Origin of the sequence: Nocardioides oleivorans (genome assembly GCF_004137255.1) — a bacterium.
Taxonomy (GTDB): domain Bacteria; phylum Actinomycetota; class Actinomycetes; order Propionibacteriales; family Nocardioidaceae; genus Nocardioides; species Nocardioides oleivorans.
Window position 1 is genome coordinate 2,002,997 of record NZ_SDWT01000001.1, and the last position, 13,102, is coordinate 2,016,098.

Sequence of the window (13,102 nt, forward strand, 5' to 3'; positions counted from 1 at the left end):
CCGGTCTTGACACGCGTCAAAGATTTTACCTTCGAAGTGGGCTAGTCCAGTGCGGTCCCGAGCCACCATCCGGACGCGCAGGCCGCCACCGCGAGCACGGTCGTCGCCACGACGTACGACACCCGGACCCGTCCGTGGCGGTCGACGGACTGCACGGCGAAGGTCGAGAACGACGTGAAGCCGCCGCAGAAGCCGGTGCCGAGCAGCGCCCACGCCTCGTCGCCGAGCGAGAGCGCCCCGAAGACGCCGAAGAGACCCGATCCGAGCACGTTGACCAGCAGCATCCCGGTGGGGAACCTGCCGTCGAGGCGCGCGAGGACGAACCGCAGCGGAGCGCCGACCGCGGCGCCGAGCGCGACGAGCAGCGCCGTCACCGGAGGGCCTCCTCGGGCTCGGGGCGGTGCGAGAGCCGCTGGCCCAGCGCGGCCGCGAGCAGCCCGGCGCCCAGGGTGATCGCGAGGTAGGTGCCGGCGACGACCAGGTGGCCGTCGTCGGCGAGCGAGCGCACCTGGCCGGCCCACGCCGACACGGTGGTGAACCCGCCGAGCACGCCCGGGCCGAGCGCCGCCGCGGCACGGGGCGAGCGGCGTACGACCGTGAGCGCCGGCAGCGCGCCCAGCGCGAAGGCCCCGACCACGTTGATCCCGAGCGTCGGCCACGGTAGGAGCGTGTCGGGGGCCGCGGAGTCGACGGCGAGGCGCAGCAGTGCGCCGACGGCACCGCCGACGGCCACGACCACGAGGTCCGCGGCACGCAGCGGCCGCGCGCTCACCCGACCTGGCTTGTCGAGGTGGCCGTCGAGCGCTGGTGACCGCGCCAGGGCTCGGCGGCCGCGCCGTCGAGCTGATGGATGAGCTCGCCGAGGATCCAGTTGTGGAGCGTGCGCTGCGGCGCCGTGCGCGCCATGGAGAGCAGCCTCTCCGCGCGGCAGAAGGCGTCGGCGACGTCGAACATCTCGGTCATGGTCACCAGGATCGGCGCCGACTCGCGCATCATCGCGAAGGTGAGGTCGACCTGCGGCAGCCGGCGCTCCTGGGCGTCGCGCAGCTGGAGGCGGTAGCTGTCGGGGAACTGGCGCTCGAAGTTGGCGAACATCGACGTCAGGTCACCGGCGAGGGGGTAGTCGGACTGGTGCGACAGGGAGAGCAGGCGCAGCTCGCGGCGCAGCTCGTTGTACTGCCGGGCGAGGGCGGAGTAGAGGCCGACGTCGACGCCCAGGAGTCGCACCTCCACGGCCGCCTCGCTGGTCGGCTCGGGCCCGGGCTCGTCGTGGTGGTCGACGACCCACTCCGCGGCGGCCTCGTCGGCCATCTCGTCCGACGGCTCGAACCAGACGACCTTGCCGTCGGCCTCGATGGTCGCGCCCCAGGCCACCGAGCACTGCGCCACCATCGCCAGCCCGCGACCGAAGGTCAGCAGCAGCTCGAGCTCGTCACCACCGCGCGGCGCCGGCAGCACCGGCGGGACGGGCGGGCTGGTGGAGCCGTCGACCACCTCGATGCGCGGGTGGCTCGCGGTCCCGCGGACCCGGACCTTGTAGGGCGCGGTCGCGTGGATGATGGCGTTGGCCACCAGTTCCGAGACGCCGAGCTCGGCGCACTCGACCAGGTCGGCCCGCTCGAGCTTGCGGCACACGTCGCTGACCCAGCGACGCGCGTCGGCCGCAGCGCGCGGCGATGACGCAAGCGTCAGCTCTGAGCTCAGCGGCACCGGGACTCTTTTCAGAGGGGGTGGACAGTCCAGTGGGTGTCTCGGTACCCATGGGACAGATGGTTCAAACCTCGACGGTCACCATAGTTCTTCGAGGCTCCGAACGGGTCGTGTGAGCAACGAGACGCACCCGCGTTTCGCGGTCGCGCGAGGTCAGGAGGACAATGGTGGAAGCAGCACCACACGTCCCGCACACGACAACAGGAGAGCCCCATGACCACGACGCAGACGCCCCGCCACAAGGTGGTCGTGATCGGCTCAGGGTTCGGTGGGCTCTTCGGGACCAAGGCGCTGCGCCGCGCCGACGTCGACGTCACGATGATCGCGAAGACGACCCACCACCTCTTCCAGCCGCTGCTCTACCAGGTGGCGACCGGCATCCTCTCCGAGGGCGAGATCGCGCCGCCGACCCGCGAGGTGCTGAGCGGCCAGGACAACGCCAAGGTGATCCTCGGCGAGGTCACCGCCATCGACCTCGAGGCCAGGACCGTCACGTCCCGGGTGCTCGGCCGCGACACCGTGACGTCGTACGACTCGCTGCTCGTCGCCGCGGGTGCCAGCCAGTCCTACTTCGGCAACGACCACTTCGCCGAGTTCGCCCCCGGCATGAAGAGCATCGACGACGCCCTCGAGCTGCGCGGGCGCATCTTCGGCGCGTTCGAGATGGCCGAGCTCGGTGCCACCCGCGGCGAGAACGTCGACCACCACCTGACCTTCGTCGTCGTCGGCGCCGGGCCCACGGGCGTGGAGATGGCCGGCCAGATCGCCGAGCTCGCCCACAACACGCTCCGCAAGGACTTCCGCGCGATCAACACCCGCGAGGCCCGCGTGGTGCTCGTCGACGCCGCGCCGCAGGTGCTCCCGCCCTTCGGCGCCAAGCTCGGCGAGAAGGCCCAGGCCGAGCTGGAGAAGCTCGGCGTGGAGGTCATGCTCGGTGCGATGGTCACCGACGTCGACGAGCGCGGCCTCGAGATGAAGTTCAAGGACGGCCGCGTCGAGCGCATCTCGAGCGTCACCAAGATCTGGGCCGCCGGCGTGCAGGCCAACCCGCTCGGCCGGACCCTGTCCGAGCAGACCGGCGCCCCGCTCGACCGGGCCGGCCGGATCGCGGTCAACCCCGACCTCACGCTGCCCGGCCACCCCGAGGTCTTCGTCGTCGGCGACATGATCGCCCTCGACAACCTCCCCGGTGTCGCGCAGGTCGCGATCCAGGGTGCCAAGTACGCCGCCAAGGAGATCAGGAACCGCGTCGAGGACAAGCAGCCCCAGGGGCCGTTCAAGTACTTCGACAAGGGCTCCATGGCGATCATCAGCCGCTTCCGTGCGGTCGCGATGGTCGGCAAGGTCCGGCTCAGCGGCATCCTCGCCTGGCTGATGTGGCTCAGCGTCCACCTGGTCTACCTGACCGGCTTCAAGAACCAGGTTTCCGCCCTCATGCGCTGGGCGATCACCTTCGTCAGCAACAACCGCTCCGAGCGCACGACGACCGAGCAGCAGATCTTCGCCCGTGCCGCCCTCGCGCGGCTGCGCGGCGGTGCCGCCGACCTCGTCTCCGACCCCGGCATCTACGACGCCACCCGGGCGATGGTCGAGGAGACCCGTCGCCAGGAGCTCGAGGCCGCCGCCATCCGCGAGGCGGAGCTCACCGACTCCGGCGTGCGCGGCGTGCACGACGCCGGCTGACCCCGGCCGCGACGTCGTACGACGTCCGCAGGCGCAGACGACCTCCCCGGGCTGTCCCGGGGAGGTCGTGTCGTTCGTGGAGGTGCGGGATCAGCGGGTGGGGGAGACCACGGCGCGGCCGCTGGCAATATCGGCCTCCGGCGCGCGGAGCCCGCGTTGACCCGTCACCCGCGCTCCGACCCGGAACGCGATCAGCGCGATGGCGGCACCGGCGAGGTCGTCGGCGATGTAGTGCCAGCCGAAGTAGAGGGTGGCGACGACCGTCAGGGCGAAGTTGACCCAGAAGACCGTGCGGATCGCCCGGCTGCGGATCGTCGCGCTGGCCATCAGCGCCCACAGGAGGGCGATCGCGGTGTGCAGGCTCGCGAAGCCCGCGACGCCCTGGTACTCACCGCCGCCCCACAGGAACCCCTGTCGGGAGTAGACCAGCGAGTCCATCAGGTCGGACGCCCCCGTGGCGGCCAGGTCGCTGGTGAGCCACGGGTACATGATCCCGGGGCCCAGCGTGGGCAGCAGGTAGTAGGAGACGGCGCCGAGGGTCCACGCGATGCCCTGCGCGGTGACGAACCACCAGCCGTAGCCGATCCGCGACCACACCAGCCAGGCCGTCACCAGGACCGCCACCAGCGGGATGTAGGTGAGGTAGACCGCGGAGAGGACGTGGGCGGTGACGTCCGTGCCGAGGAGGTCGTGGAGCAGGGTGGCGGGATCGTGGCCGAACAGCAGGAACCGGTCGAGCAGCCTCAGCTCACGGTCGTACTTCTCGTCGTGCAGGAGCGGCAGCAGCGACTTGAGGTTGCGGTAGGAGACGTAGACGACGTAGAAGCACGAGATCCCGACGACCACGAGCTGCAGGCGTGCGCGCGTCCAGTGCGTGCGGGCCCGCAGGACCACGGCGTCCCACGTGCGCGCCGGGTTCAGGCGTCCCTGCCACAGCGCGCGCGGGAGCAGGTCGATCACGATCGCCGACAGGCACAGGACGGGCAGCCGGACCCACGACGGCCCGAGGAAGCTGCCCTCCGGGTCGGCGATCGGCCGCTCGAGGAACGCGCTGGCGAGGAAGGCGGCGCCGCCGATGAGGGCGGCGGTGGCGACGAGGAAGGCCCAGACCGGGAGTCGTGTCGGCGTGCGGCGTGCGGTGGCCGGGGACGGTGGCGTGGACATGGGGCTCCTGGCGCTCGTGGGGGCGTCGCGGCAAGTGTGCCGTCGTCACCCAAATGTCGCCGAGAGTTCACCTCCGCCCGCTCGGGGCGGGCGAGGCACCGGTAGGCCTCCAGGGACTCGAACCCTGAACTAACGGATTAAAAGTCCGCTGCTCTGCCAATTGAGCTAGAGGCCCGGGGTCATGGGAGGCGCCGCTCGGCGACGGCCGGTCGACCCCATGCTCCGAGCCCGCATCCTTCCAGATGCGCAGTCCCGGACGTCGAGCCCGGGTCGTGACGGTCCGCCGGCGTCCGGTGGGACGCCGGCGGCTCGCGCGATCACTTCTTGAAGGCGTCCTTGACGTTCTCGCCAGCCGACTTGAGGTCGGACTTGGTCTGGTCGGTCTTGCCCTCGGCCTTGAGGCTGTCGTTGTCGGTCGCGTCGCCGACGACCTCCTTGGCCTTGCCGATCAGGTTCTCGGCGGCGTTCTGGGCCTTGTCTGCGATTCCCATGACGTGCTCCTTCTCTGGATGTGGTGGTGCTCTGCCTCGGCGGCGCCGAGGACGTGTGGGTGCGCGCCGCTCAGCGCGTGCGCGGGAGCGCCCGTCCGAGTCCGGCGACGCGCAGCTGGACGCTGCAGTGCAGGTCGTCGCGCTCCAGGGCGCCGGCGAGCTGGGCGGAGACCTCGTCCGCGCGCCGGGCCAGCAGCGCGAGGTCGGCCTCCGGCTCGATGACGGCGTCGAGGTGGGCGACGAGCTGGCCGCGGTCGCGCACGACCGAGCCCTTCGCGGAGCGGACGCCGACCGTGTGGGCCAGCGCGTCGGCTGCCGCGCCGGCGACCTTGGAGCCGGCCACGTCGAGCCGGCCGGTGGCGTCCGAGCCGCGGAGCGTGAGGTGGCGGACCCGGGCACTCGTCAGGTGCGCGGCGATCCAGCGGACGCCGATCGCGGCGAGCAGGATGCCGACGAGCGCGGCCACCCAGCTGAACCACGGGGTGTCCACGATCGCGGCGACGTCGGCCGTGTCGGTGGTGCCGGGCAGCTGGCGGCCGGCGATCGTCGCACCCGACCACCACCAGATGGCCGTGAGGCCTCCGGCGACGAGGGCGAGGGCGAGCACCAGCGTGGCGGTGCGATCGATCAGGAGCGTCTTGCGTGTCGTCATGTCGGGGGCTCACATTCCATCGTTGCGGACGGTGACGCGCAGTCGTGGCGCGCGCTCCAGGGAGCTGAGGACGGCGTCGGCACGGGTGCCGATCTCGGACTCGATGACGGCGTTCTGGTCCGGGTTCGCGACCGAGGTGGCCACCACGCGGACCGTGCGACGCTTCGCCTTCACCGAGCAGTCGGTGACCGAGGTGGTGCCCTCCAGCGAGGACGTGATGACGCGGGCCAGGTCGCGCCGTCGCAGGTGCACGCCGGTGCTGGCCCGGAGCGCGAGACCCTTGCGCGGGCGCCGCCGCACCACGACCGGGAGCAGCAGGACACCGAGCACGACGGCGACGACGCCGCCGACGAGGACCGGCACGGAGCGCCCCGCGACGCCGTCAGCGGCGTCGACGACGGCGTCGATCCACGACGGACCGGTCGCCAGGTCGAGGGTGACCAGCAGGGCCTGGACCCCGACCACGCCGAGGCAGACGAGCCCGAGTGCCACGAGCTGGGCGAACAGCGGCGAGGCGCCGGTCCCCACCGGTGCCTTCGCGGCCTGCAGGGCGTCCTCGGGTGCGACCACGGGCGCGGGCGGTGCGGCGACGTCGGCCTTCGTGCCGGTCGTGCCGGTCGCGCCGGTCGCGCCGCCGGGAGTGGCGCCGGACGTGGCACCGGGGGTGCCGGCCGTCGGGCCGCGGCTGGTCTGGTCGGGGGTGGTGGTCATCAGCTCTGCTTTCGAGGTGTGGGGAGGTCGCACGCGGCTCGGCCCGTGCGGAGGGAGCGGGTCAGCGGATGCGCGGAGCGGGCGAGTCCAGGTGGACGACGTCGGCGACCGTGACGTCGACCCGAGCGACGGTGACTCCGGTGATGTGGGCGACCTGCCGGGTGACGTTCTCGCGCACCTGGGCGGCGACCTGCGCCAGCGGGGTGGGCCAGGTGGCAGCCACGGCGACGGTGATCCGCGACGTGCCTCCGGCGACGACGGCCTCGGCGTGCGGCAGGCCCTTGCGGACCAGCCTGGTCCAGCCCGTGCGGGTGTCGATGACGGCCTCGACCTCGGCCGTGGCGATGGACGCGACCCGTTCGACGACCTTGTCGGCCACGACGGTGCGACCACGCTCGGCGACCGGCACGGGCGTCCGGTCGCTGCCCGCGTGCGGGTCAGCCACGGTCGCGCCGCCCGACGAGGGCGGAGAGGTCGACCTCTCCGTCGAAGTGGCCACCGATGAGGTAGCCCGCGGTGCCGAGGACGACGGCGATCAGGAAGCCGGTGAAGCCGCCGGCAACGGCGGCGATCGCCAGGAGGAGGCCGGCGATGAGGCCGATGGTGGAAGTAGTCATGGTGTGCTCCTTGTCGGTGGACCTGGTGGTCCGGGGTCAGAGGTCGAAGTAGCGCCGGCTGCCGGGCCAGCCCCGGGGGATGCGGGCCTGCCCCGCGCGCCGCATCGTGCGGAGTCCGCGTCGGACCTTCCGCGCGACGCGACCGGCCTGACGGTGCCGCGGGCCTGCGGACGGGCGACGGTCACCCAGTGGGGACTCCAGTCGTGCGTAGCGGGCGTCCAGCTCCTCGAGCCGGCTGCGCATCGCCTCGGGGTCGCCGCCCCGGTCGGGGTGGTGGTCACGGATCACGGCGCGGCGCTCGCGCAGCCACTGCACGCGCAGGACCGGGTCGTCCGGTCCTCGTGAGGTGCTGCGCCCCGCGGCCGGTCCGCTCGTCGACATCAGTGCGGTACCGCGGGCGTGACGTCCTCGACGACCACCTCGACAGGCCCCCCGAGCAGGGTCGAGACGGTGTCGCGGACCTGACCGGCCACGGCCAGCACGTCGGAGCCCATCGCCACGGTCACGTGCACCTGGCTCGTGGCACCCAGCCGGATCCCGCTGACCCGCCGACCCGGCAGGTAGGTCCCCACCTCACCGAACGCGCCACCGTGCAGACCCGAGACCCCCGGCACCGAGAGCACGGCAGCAGCCACCAGGTCGGCAGTCGCGCCGTCACCCCCGGCCGGGATCTCGCCCCCGGCCGGGCTGTTGCTCCCGGGCGGGACGTCGGGTCGGGTCACTGGACCCGCGGCTCGCTGACGGTGGCGCCGGTCTCGGCACCGTCGTCGTCGGACTCGATGTGGACGTCCTGGACCTCGATGTTGACCTCCACCACGTGCAGGCCCACCATCCGCTCCACCGCAGCGATCACGTTGCTACGGATCCCCGCAGCCAGGTCAGCGATCGCCACCCCGTACTCGGCGACCAGCTGGATGTCGATAGCGGCCTCCTTCTCGCCCACCTCGACCGAGATGCCCTGCGAGTGGTTGGTCGAGCTGCCCGGGATCCGCTCACGGATCGCACCCACCGCACGCGCCGTACCGCCACCCAGGGCGTAGACACCGGAGACCTCCTTGGTCGCCAGACCCGCGATCTTCGACACCACGGTGTCCGCGATCGTCGTACGACCCTGGGTCGAGTCCAGCTCGCCCGCCGAGACGGCCGTCTTCTCGATGCTCTTCTCGCTCACGTGATCAGTCCTGCTTTCGTGCTCTGGTGCACTGGTCGTGCACGCGCTTCTCGGCGTGGTGTGTACGCCGACCATTCGTAGGTGAGACGAGATCGGATGGGCGATCGTCACGCTCGTGTGATGGACGGCACACTTGGCGGTTCTGTCAGGATGAGGCGGTGCCGGCCGCCCGGGTCGCACCCGGGTGCAGGGGTGGGACTTGTCGATCGACGGTGGACGGCCCGAGGCCCCCGTGGTGGAGGCGTCGGACAACGCCCTGGCGCGACGCGCCGGCCTCGGCGACCGGGCGGCGTTCGAGGAGCTCTTCGACCGCCTCTTCCCCGGGACGTTGCGGTTCGCGACCCACATGCTCGCCGACGACCCGGTGCTCGCCGAGGACGTGGTGCAGGACGCGTGGGTGAAGGCGTGGCAGGCGCTGCCGGAGTTCCGTGGCACCTCCAAGGTGCAGACGTGGCTGTTCACGATCGTCCAGCGCACGGCGCTGGACCGGCGTCGGCGTCGACGCCCCCTCGCCGTCGACAACGAGATCCTCGAGCCGCTCTCACGAGGTGATGCCCGCACGACGCTCACCGACAGGGGAGAGGGTGACCCCGAGCGCGCCCTCCTGACACGCGAGCTGTGGGAGACCCTCCAGCTCGCCCTGAGCGAGCTGCCGTGGACGCAACGCGCGTGCTGGGTCCTGCGCGAGCTCGAGGACATGAGCTACGCCGAGATCTCCCACGTCCTCGACACCACGCCTACGGTGGTGCGCGGACAGCTGCACCGGGCACGACGTACCCTCGCGATCAGGATGGAGCAGTGGCGATGAGCGACCTTGAGCCGGTGCCCGACGGCATCGAGCTGCGGCGGGGCGAGGCGGGACTCGACGAGGCCGCCCGACAGCTCCGCGCCATGCAGCACCCGCGGCGGGTCGAGATCGCCGACCGGGTCCTGACGCGAGCACTGGCCGCACCCCGCCGCTCCCACCTCGTGCGAGCGCACGCGCCGCACGACTACCTCCGCGTGTCGACGCTGGCGATCATCGGGGCGATGCGCGAGCACCTCGACCGGCACCTCGTCGGCGCCGCCGTGGGACGCATCCTGCTCGACGTCGACCGGGACGGGGAGCTCACCGCCGTGACCATCGAGCTCTACGTGCAGTACGGCACCGAGATCCTGCCGATCGGCGACCTCGCGCGCGAGCTCGGACGCGAGGTGCTCACCTCGCTGCTCGGCGAGCGACCGGCCGGCGACGACCTTCCCGTCACCCTCGGCCACGTCCACGTCTCCGACGTCACAGTGGGTGACCCTCACGTCGTCGACCCGAGCGACGAACGGCACTGACCACCGACGCCGAGGCGGCCTCAGCCGCGCTCGGCGTGCGCGCCGTCAGGCCTTGACCGCGAGCACCGGGCGCGGGGCGTCGAGCAGGATCTGCTGCTCGGTGCTGCCGAGGATCAGCTTGCCGACCGGCGTGCGGTGCCGGATGCCGAGCACGAGCAGGTCGACCCCGGGCTCCGCCGCGGCGGCGAGGAACTCGTCGACACCGGTGCCGCCGTCGTCCGGGCCGAGCACGGTGATGAACTCCACGCCCGCACCGGTCGCGGCGCCCGACGCGAGCGCGACGACCTCCTCGGCCTCCGCGGCGTCGAGCGGGACGTTGTGCACCACCAGCGTGGTGCCGAAGAACGCGGCCTGCTGGGCGCCGGCACGGACGGCCTCGGCCCCCTCGGGGGTCGGCTTGTGGAAGACGAGGACGCTCACGGGATCTCCTGCTCAGAAGTGGATGACGCAGAGAAAATATCGGAGTCCGCGGGTCGGCATAGCGTGTGGCCCATGAGCGAGACCCACACCCTGGTCGAGATCTGCCTCGAGGACGTCGGCGGCGCCCGGCTCGCGGCGGAGGCCGGGGCCGACGCGCTGGAGGTGTGCGCCGGCCTCGCCCAGGGCGGTACGACGCCCACGCCGGGGTTCGTCCGGCACTGCGCCGCCGCGGCGCCGGGCCTCGAGATCCGGGTGCTGGTCCGCTCGCGACCGGGCGACTTCGTGCACGGCGCCGAGGACGTCGACGTGATGGTCGCCGACGTCGAGGCGCTGCGCAGCGCCGTCGACCCGGGCACCCGGCTCGGCTTCGTGATCGGCACCCTCGAGCCCGACGGCCACGTCGACGCGGGTGCCGTACGACGACTCGTGGCCGCGTGCGGGGACGCCCCGGTCACCTTCCACAAGGCCTTCGACTCGGTGCCCGACAAGGCGTCGGGGCTGGCGCTCCTCGGTGACCTCGGTGTCAGCCGGGTGCTCACGAGCGGGGGTCCCGGCCCGGCGCTCGACCACCTGCCGGAGCTCGCCGACCTCGTCGCGCGCGGCGGCGAGGACGTGCGGATCGCGGTGGGCGGCGGCGTACGCCCGGCCAACGTCGCCGCCGTCGTGGCGGCCACGGGAGCGCGCGAGGTCCACCTGCGCGCGCCCGGCACGGTCGCCTCCGCGGGCGTGTCCGCGGGCTACGACGACGGCCCGCGCGAGGTGACCAGCGCCGAGGTCCTGGCCGACGTGATGGCGGCGCTGGGCCGCTGAGGTCAGCTCGCCGTGTCGCCCGGGAAGAGGACGGCACCGGCGACCGGATCGACACCGGACACGTCGTCGAGCGGGAACATCGGCCGCTGCACCCGTCGGTGGCCCAGCCGGGCGAGGTCCTGGTCGACGCCGCCGGGCGTGAGCGCGAGCATCCAGTCGGCCGCCATGTCGAACAGCTCGGGCTCGAGGTAGCCGATCTTCACCACGACGATGTCGGCGCTGCGCGGGTCGAGCCCGAGACGGGTGAAGTCGCCCTCGAGGTGGTAGGGCCGACGCCGTCGCGTGACGATCACGTCGACGGACGGCGTGCGGACCACGACCTCGAGGTTGTCCTCGCCCGGCACGACCGCGACGACCTGCCCCGCGACCTGCACCGGCGGCGCCGGCCGGTCGTCGACGCGCGCACCGAGCGTGAGGCGCACGTCCGCCCCGACCCCCGCCTCGGCGGCGGCGAGGGCACCGTGGCTGTCGGGGAGGGAGGCGTAGACGGCGCGCTTGCCGCTGGCTGCGAGCTCCTCGCTGGCCAGCAGCTCGGCGAGCGTCCAGGTGACGTCGCCGGCCCCTCCTGCGGTGGGGTTGTCCCCCGAGTCGGAGATGAAGTAGGGCCGCACCGGCGACGCGATCGCGGCGGCCAGCACCTCCTCGAGCGAGCCGGTCGGCGCGACGAAGCCGAACTCCTCGCGGCGTGCCCAGAGGTCGCGGGCGAGCCCGGTCGCCTCGGCCATCGCGAGGTCGGGGTCGTCCCCGACGACCATCACGACGGCGCAGTTGCGCGGCTCGTCCGCCCACGGGTAGCCGATCCAGATCCCGGCGTCGAGGACGCCGTCGAGCGCCTCGATCCCGGGCACCCGTGCGTAGAGGCTGGCCGCGGGCTCCTGCCGGGTGCTGGTCATCTCCCCCGGCAGCAGGATCGGCACCGGCACCCACGCCTTGGCGGGCCGGCGTCGGCCGGCCGGCAGCGCGAGCCGCTCGACGAGGTTGGTCACGGCGCGCTCCTTGGTCTCCTGCCAGTCCACGTGCGGGGCGGTGCGGTACGTCGTCAACAGGTCGACGGTCTCCGCCAGTGTCCGGGACACGTTGCCGTGCAGGTCCATCCCGCTGCTGATGAGGCAGTCGGGGCCCACGACGGCCCGCACGGCGACGGCGAGGTCGCCCTCCATGTCGTCGAGGCCGACCACGCTGGCGGCTCCGTGGATGTCGAGGACCAGCCCGTCGAGCGGCGCCTCGGCGACCGCGGCCACCAGCCCGGCGAGGATCTCCGCCATGAGCTGGGCGTAGTCGTCGGCGGGGATCGCGCCGCCCGCGATGTTGCGGGCCTGGAGGATCCCGATCCAGTCGGCCCGGGCGGCGAGCGATCCGCCGGCGCTCCAGAACGGCCAGGCGTCGAGCACCTCGCGGCCCCGACGCGGCGACAGCATCGCTGCGGTGGTGAGTGCCGGGGAGAACGTCGACGCCTCCAGGCTGATGCCACAGACGGCGATACGGGGGAGTGCGGGGCTGGTCACGCTCACGATGCTGTCAGGAACTGCCGCTCACCCCTGCGGCGGGCCCGTTGGTCGAACGTTCACCACTCAGTACTTACGGACAGGTGACGCGGGCCGAAAAGTTGGTAGGGTTTGGAGTGCAACAGGTGCAAGTTCCAGCAGGTCGACGCCCGCGGAGTTTGTGATCCAACGGCGTTTTCTTCTTCGGGCCCTGCCAGCTCGTGAGTCGCAAGCGGCGTGTCACCGCATCTGGTGTGGGTCGCCGAGGTGGCGGCTCTCGCCCCGACAAAGGAGTAACGAGCATCATGGCTCAGGGCACCGTTAAGTGGTTCAACGCCGAGAAGGGTTTCGGCTTCATCGCGCAGGAGGACGGCGGCGACGACGTCTTCGTGCACTACTCGGCCATCCAGACCAACGGCTACAAGTCGCTGGATGAGAACCAGAAGGTCGAGTTCGACGTCACCCAGGGCCCGAAGGGCCCGCAGGCGGAGAACGTTCGTCCGGTCTGATCTGCTGCGTCTGGACCTGTTCCAGATCTGATCAAGGCTTCGGCCCCATCCCTTCGAGGGCTGGGGCCGGAGTCCTTTTCGAGGCAGACTAGTAGCACGTTCGGGTCATACACACGGACGTGGCGCTGCGCCAGACTGGGAGCCAACGCCTAGAGTCGGAAGATCCGTCCGGCGTGGAGGAGGAGGGTGACATGCACGACCAGTTCGACGTGACCCTCGAGGACGGCGACCTCCTCAGCGAGGTCGAGCTGACCACGACCCTCATCATCGCGGCCAGCGAGTCCGAGGAGCACCTCTCCCAGGAGGAGATCGACGCGCTGCTCGGGGTCACCCCGCGCAAGCCCATCGACTGATCCC

The 13,102-nt window shown here is 72.0% G+C and carries 20 protein-coding genes and 1 tRNA gene; 6 read left to right on the forward strand and 15 right to left on the reverse strand.

Annotated features, from left to right (window positions below; translation table 11 throughout):
- Positions 1–41: 41 nt before the first annotated feature.
- From EUA93_RS09510 to EUA93_RS09520, 3 genes are read right to left on the reverse strand one after another with little or no spacing between them, the layout of a single operon-like run.
- Complete coding sequence (locus EUA93_RS09510) at positions 42–374, reverse strand: fluoride efflux transporter FluC (RefSeq protein WP_129399907.1); 333 nt, start codon at positions 372–374, stop codon at positions 42–44.
- The gene (locus EUA93_RS09515; RefSeq protein WP_129399908.1) at positions 371–772 is read right to left on the reverse strand and encodes a FluC/FEX family fluoride channel; all 402 of its coding nucleotides are present in this window, start codon (positions 770–772) and stop codon (positions 371–373) included. Before EUA93_RS09515 ends, EUA93_RS09510 begins: the two co-directional genes overlap by 4 nt.
- Positions 769–1,710, reverse strand: a complete 942-nt coding sequence (locus tag EUA93_RS09520) for an ATP-binding protein (protein ID WP_129399909.1) — start codon at positions 1,708–1,710, stop codon at positions 769–771. The genes EUA93_RS09515 and EUA93_RS09520 overlap by 4 nt, the downstream gene beginning before the upstream one ends.
- Positions 1,711–1,923: 213 nt before the next feature.
- Here EUA93_RS09520 and EUA93_RS09525 point away from each other — a divergent pair, with 213 nt between their 5' ends.
- Complete coding sequence (locus EUA93_RS09525; RefSeq protein ID WP_129399910.1) at positions 1,924–3,393, forward strand: NAD(P)/FAD-dependent oxidoreductase; 1,470 nt, start codon at positions 1,924–1,926, stop codon at positions 3,391–3,393.
- A gap of 90 nt (positions 3,394–3,483) precedes the next feature.
- Here the strand turns inward: EUA93_RS09525 and EUA93_RS09530 are convergent, their stop codons facing one another.
- The 10 genes from EUA93_RS09530 to EUA93_RS09575 form a co-directional block, all read right to left on the reverse strand.
- Positions 3,484–4,557, reverse strand: coding sequence for a phosphatase PAP2 family protein (locus EUA93_RS09530; RefSeq protein WP_129399911.1), 1,074 nt, complete (start codon positions 4,555–4,557; stop codon positions 3,484–3,486).
- A gap of 102 nt (positions 4,558–4,659) precedes the next feature.
- A tRNA-Lys gene (locus tag EUA93_RS09535) sits at positions 4,660–4,732 on the reverse strand.
- Positions 4,733–4,874: 142 nt separating this feature from the next.
- Complete coding sequence (locus EUA93_RS09540; RefSeq protein ID WP_129399912.1) at positions 4,875–5,048, reverse strand: CsbD family protein; 174 nt, start codon at positions 5,046–5,048, stop codon at positions 4,875–4,877.
- A gap of 70 nt (positions 5,049–5,118) precedes the next feature.
- Positions 5,119–5,700 carry an Asp23/Gls24 family envelope stress response protein gene (locus EUA93_RS09545; protein WP_129399913.1) on the reverse strand — a complete coding sequence of 194 codons (582 nt, stop codon included), beginning with the start codon at positions 5,698–5,700 and terminating at the stop codon, positions 5,119–5,121.
- A 9-nt stretch (positions 5,701–5,709) separates the two neighbouring features.
- Positions 5,710–6,411 carry a hypothetical protein gene (locus tag EUA93_RS09550; RefSeq protein ID WP_129399914.1) on the reverse strand — a complete coding sequence of 234 codons (702 nt, stop codon included), beginning with the start codon at positions 6,409–6,411 and terminating at the stop codon, positions 5,710–5,712.
- Positions 6,412–6,472: 61 nt separating this feature from the next.
- Positions 6,473–6,856 carry an Asp23/Gls24 family envelope stress response protein gene (locus EUA93_RS09555; RefSeq protein WP_165355107.1) on the reverse strand — a complete coding sequence of 128 codons (384 nt, stop codon included), beginning with the start codon at positions 6,854–6,856 and terminating at the stop codon, positions 6,473–6,475.
- Positions 6,849–7,028: a hypothetical protein gene (locus EUA93_RS09560; protein WP_129399916.1), complete on the reverse strand. Its 180-nt coding sequence runs from the start codon at positions 7,026–7,028 to the stop codon at positions 6,849–6,851. The genes EUA93_RS09555 and EUA93_RS09560 overlap by 8 nt, the downstream gene beginning before the upstream one ends.
- 36 nt (positions 7,029–7,064) lie before the next feature.
- Positions 7,065–7,409, reverse strand: coding sequence for a hypothetical protein (locus tag EUA93_RS09565; RefSeq protein WP_129399917.1), 345 nt, complete (start codon positions 7,407–7,409; stop codon positions 7,065–7,067).
- A complete protein-coding gene (locus tag EUA93_RS09570; RefSeq protein WP_242497307.1) occupies positions 7,409–7,750 on the reverse strand; it encodes an Asp23/Gls24 family envelope stress response protein in 342 nt (113 codons plus the stop codon). Before EUA93_RS09570 ends, EUA93_RS09565 begins: the two co-directional genes overlap by 1 nt.
- Complete coding sequence (locus tag EUA93_RS09575; RefSeq protein WP_242497308.1) at positions 7,747–8,199, reverse strand: Asp23/Gls24 family envelope stress response protein; 453 nt, start codon at positions 8,197–8,199, stop codon at positions 7,747–7,749. The genes EUA93_RS09570 and EUA93_RS09575 overlap by 4 nt, the downstream gene beginning before the upstream one ends.
- 199 nt (positions 8,200–8,398) lie before the next feature.
- On the opposite strand from EUA93_RS09575, the gene EUA93_RS09580 reads away from it, so the two are divergent.
- Together EUA93_RS09580 and EUA93_RS09585 are read left to right on the forward strand one after the other, a co-directional pair.
- Positions 8,399–9,007, forward strand: coding sequence for an RNA polymerase sigma factor (locus tag EUA93_RS09580; protein WP_207208645.1), 609 nt, complete (start codon positions 8,399–8,401; stop codon positions 9,005–9,007).
- Positions 9,004–9,522: a hypothetical protein gene (locus EUA93_RS09585; protein ID WP_129399919.1), complete on the forward strand. Its 519-nt coding sequence runs from the start codon at positions 9,004–9,006 to the stop codon at positions 9,520–9,522. The genes EUA93_RS09580 and EUA93_RS09585 overlap by 4 nt, the downstream gene beginning before the upstream one ends.
- Before the next feature lie 45 nt (positions 9,523–9,567).
- On the opposite strand, the gene EUA93_RS09590 is transcribed toward EUA93_RS09585, so the two are convergent.
- Positions 9,568–9,942 carry a universal stress protein gene (locus tag EUA93_RS09590; protein ID WP_129399920.1) on the reverse strand — a complete coding sequence of 125 codons (375 nt, stop codon included), beginning with the start codon at positions 9,940–9,942 and terminating at the stop codon, positions 9,568–9,570.
- Between the two features lie 72 nt (positions 9,943–10,014).
- On the opposite strand from EUA93_RS09590, the gene EUA93_RS09595 reads away from it, so the two are divergent.
- A complete protein-coding gene (locus tag EUA93_RS09595) occupies positions 10,015–10,752 on the forward strand; it encodes a copper homeostasis protein CutC (protein WP_129399921.1) in 738 nt (245 codons plus the stop codon).
- A 2-nt stretch (positions 10,753–10,754) separates the two neighbouring features.
- Here EUA93_RS09595 and EUA93_RS09600 read toward each other — a convergent pair whose 3' ends face one another.
- On the reverse strand, positions 10,755–12,257 hold the full coding sequence (locus EUA93_RS09600) for a M81 family metallopeptidase (protein WP_129399922.1): 1,503 nt from the start codon (positions 12,255–12,257) through the stop codon (positions 10,755–10,757).
- Between the two features lie 284 nt (positions 12,258–12,541).
- On the opposite strand from EUA93_RS09600, the gene EUA93_RS09605 reads away from it, so the two are divergent.
- Together EUA93_RS09605 and EUA93_RS21565 are read left to right on the forward strand one after the other, a co-directional pair.
- Positions 12,542–12,745 (forward strand): cold-shock protein, encoded by a 204-nt coding sequence (locus tag EUA93_RS09605; RefSeq protein WP_107698594.1) that lies wholly within the window; start codon positions 12,542–12,544, stop codon positions 12,743–12,745.
- A 191-nt stretch (positions 12,746–12,936) separates the two neighbouring features.
- Positions 12,937–13,098 (forward strand): hypothetical protein, encoded by a 162-nt coding sequence (locus EUA93_RS21565; RefSeq protein ID WP_165355108.1) that lies wholly within the window; start codon positions 12,937–12,939, stop codon positions 13,096–13,098.
- Positions 13,099–13,102: the final 4 nt, after the last annotated feature.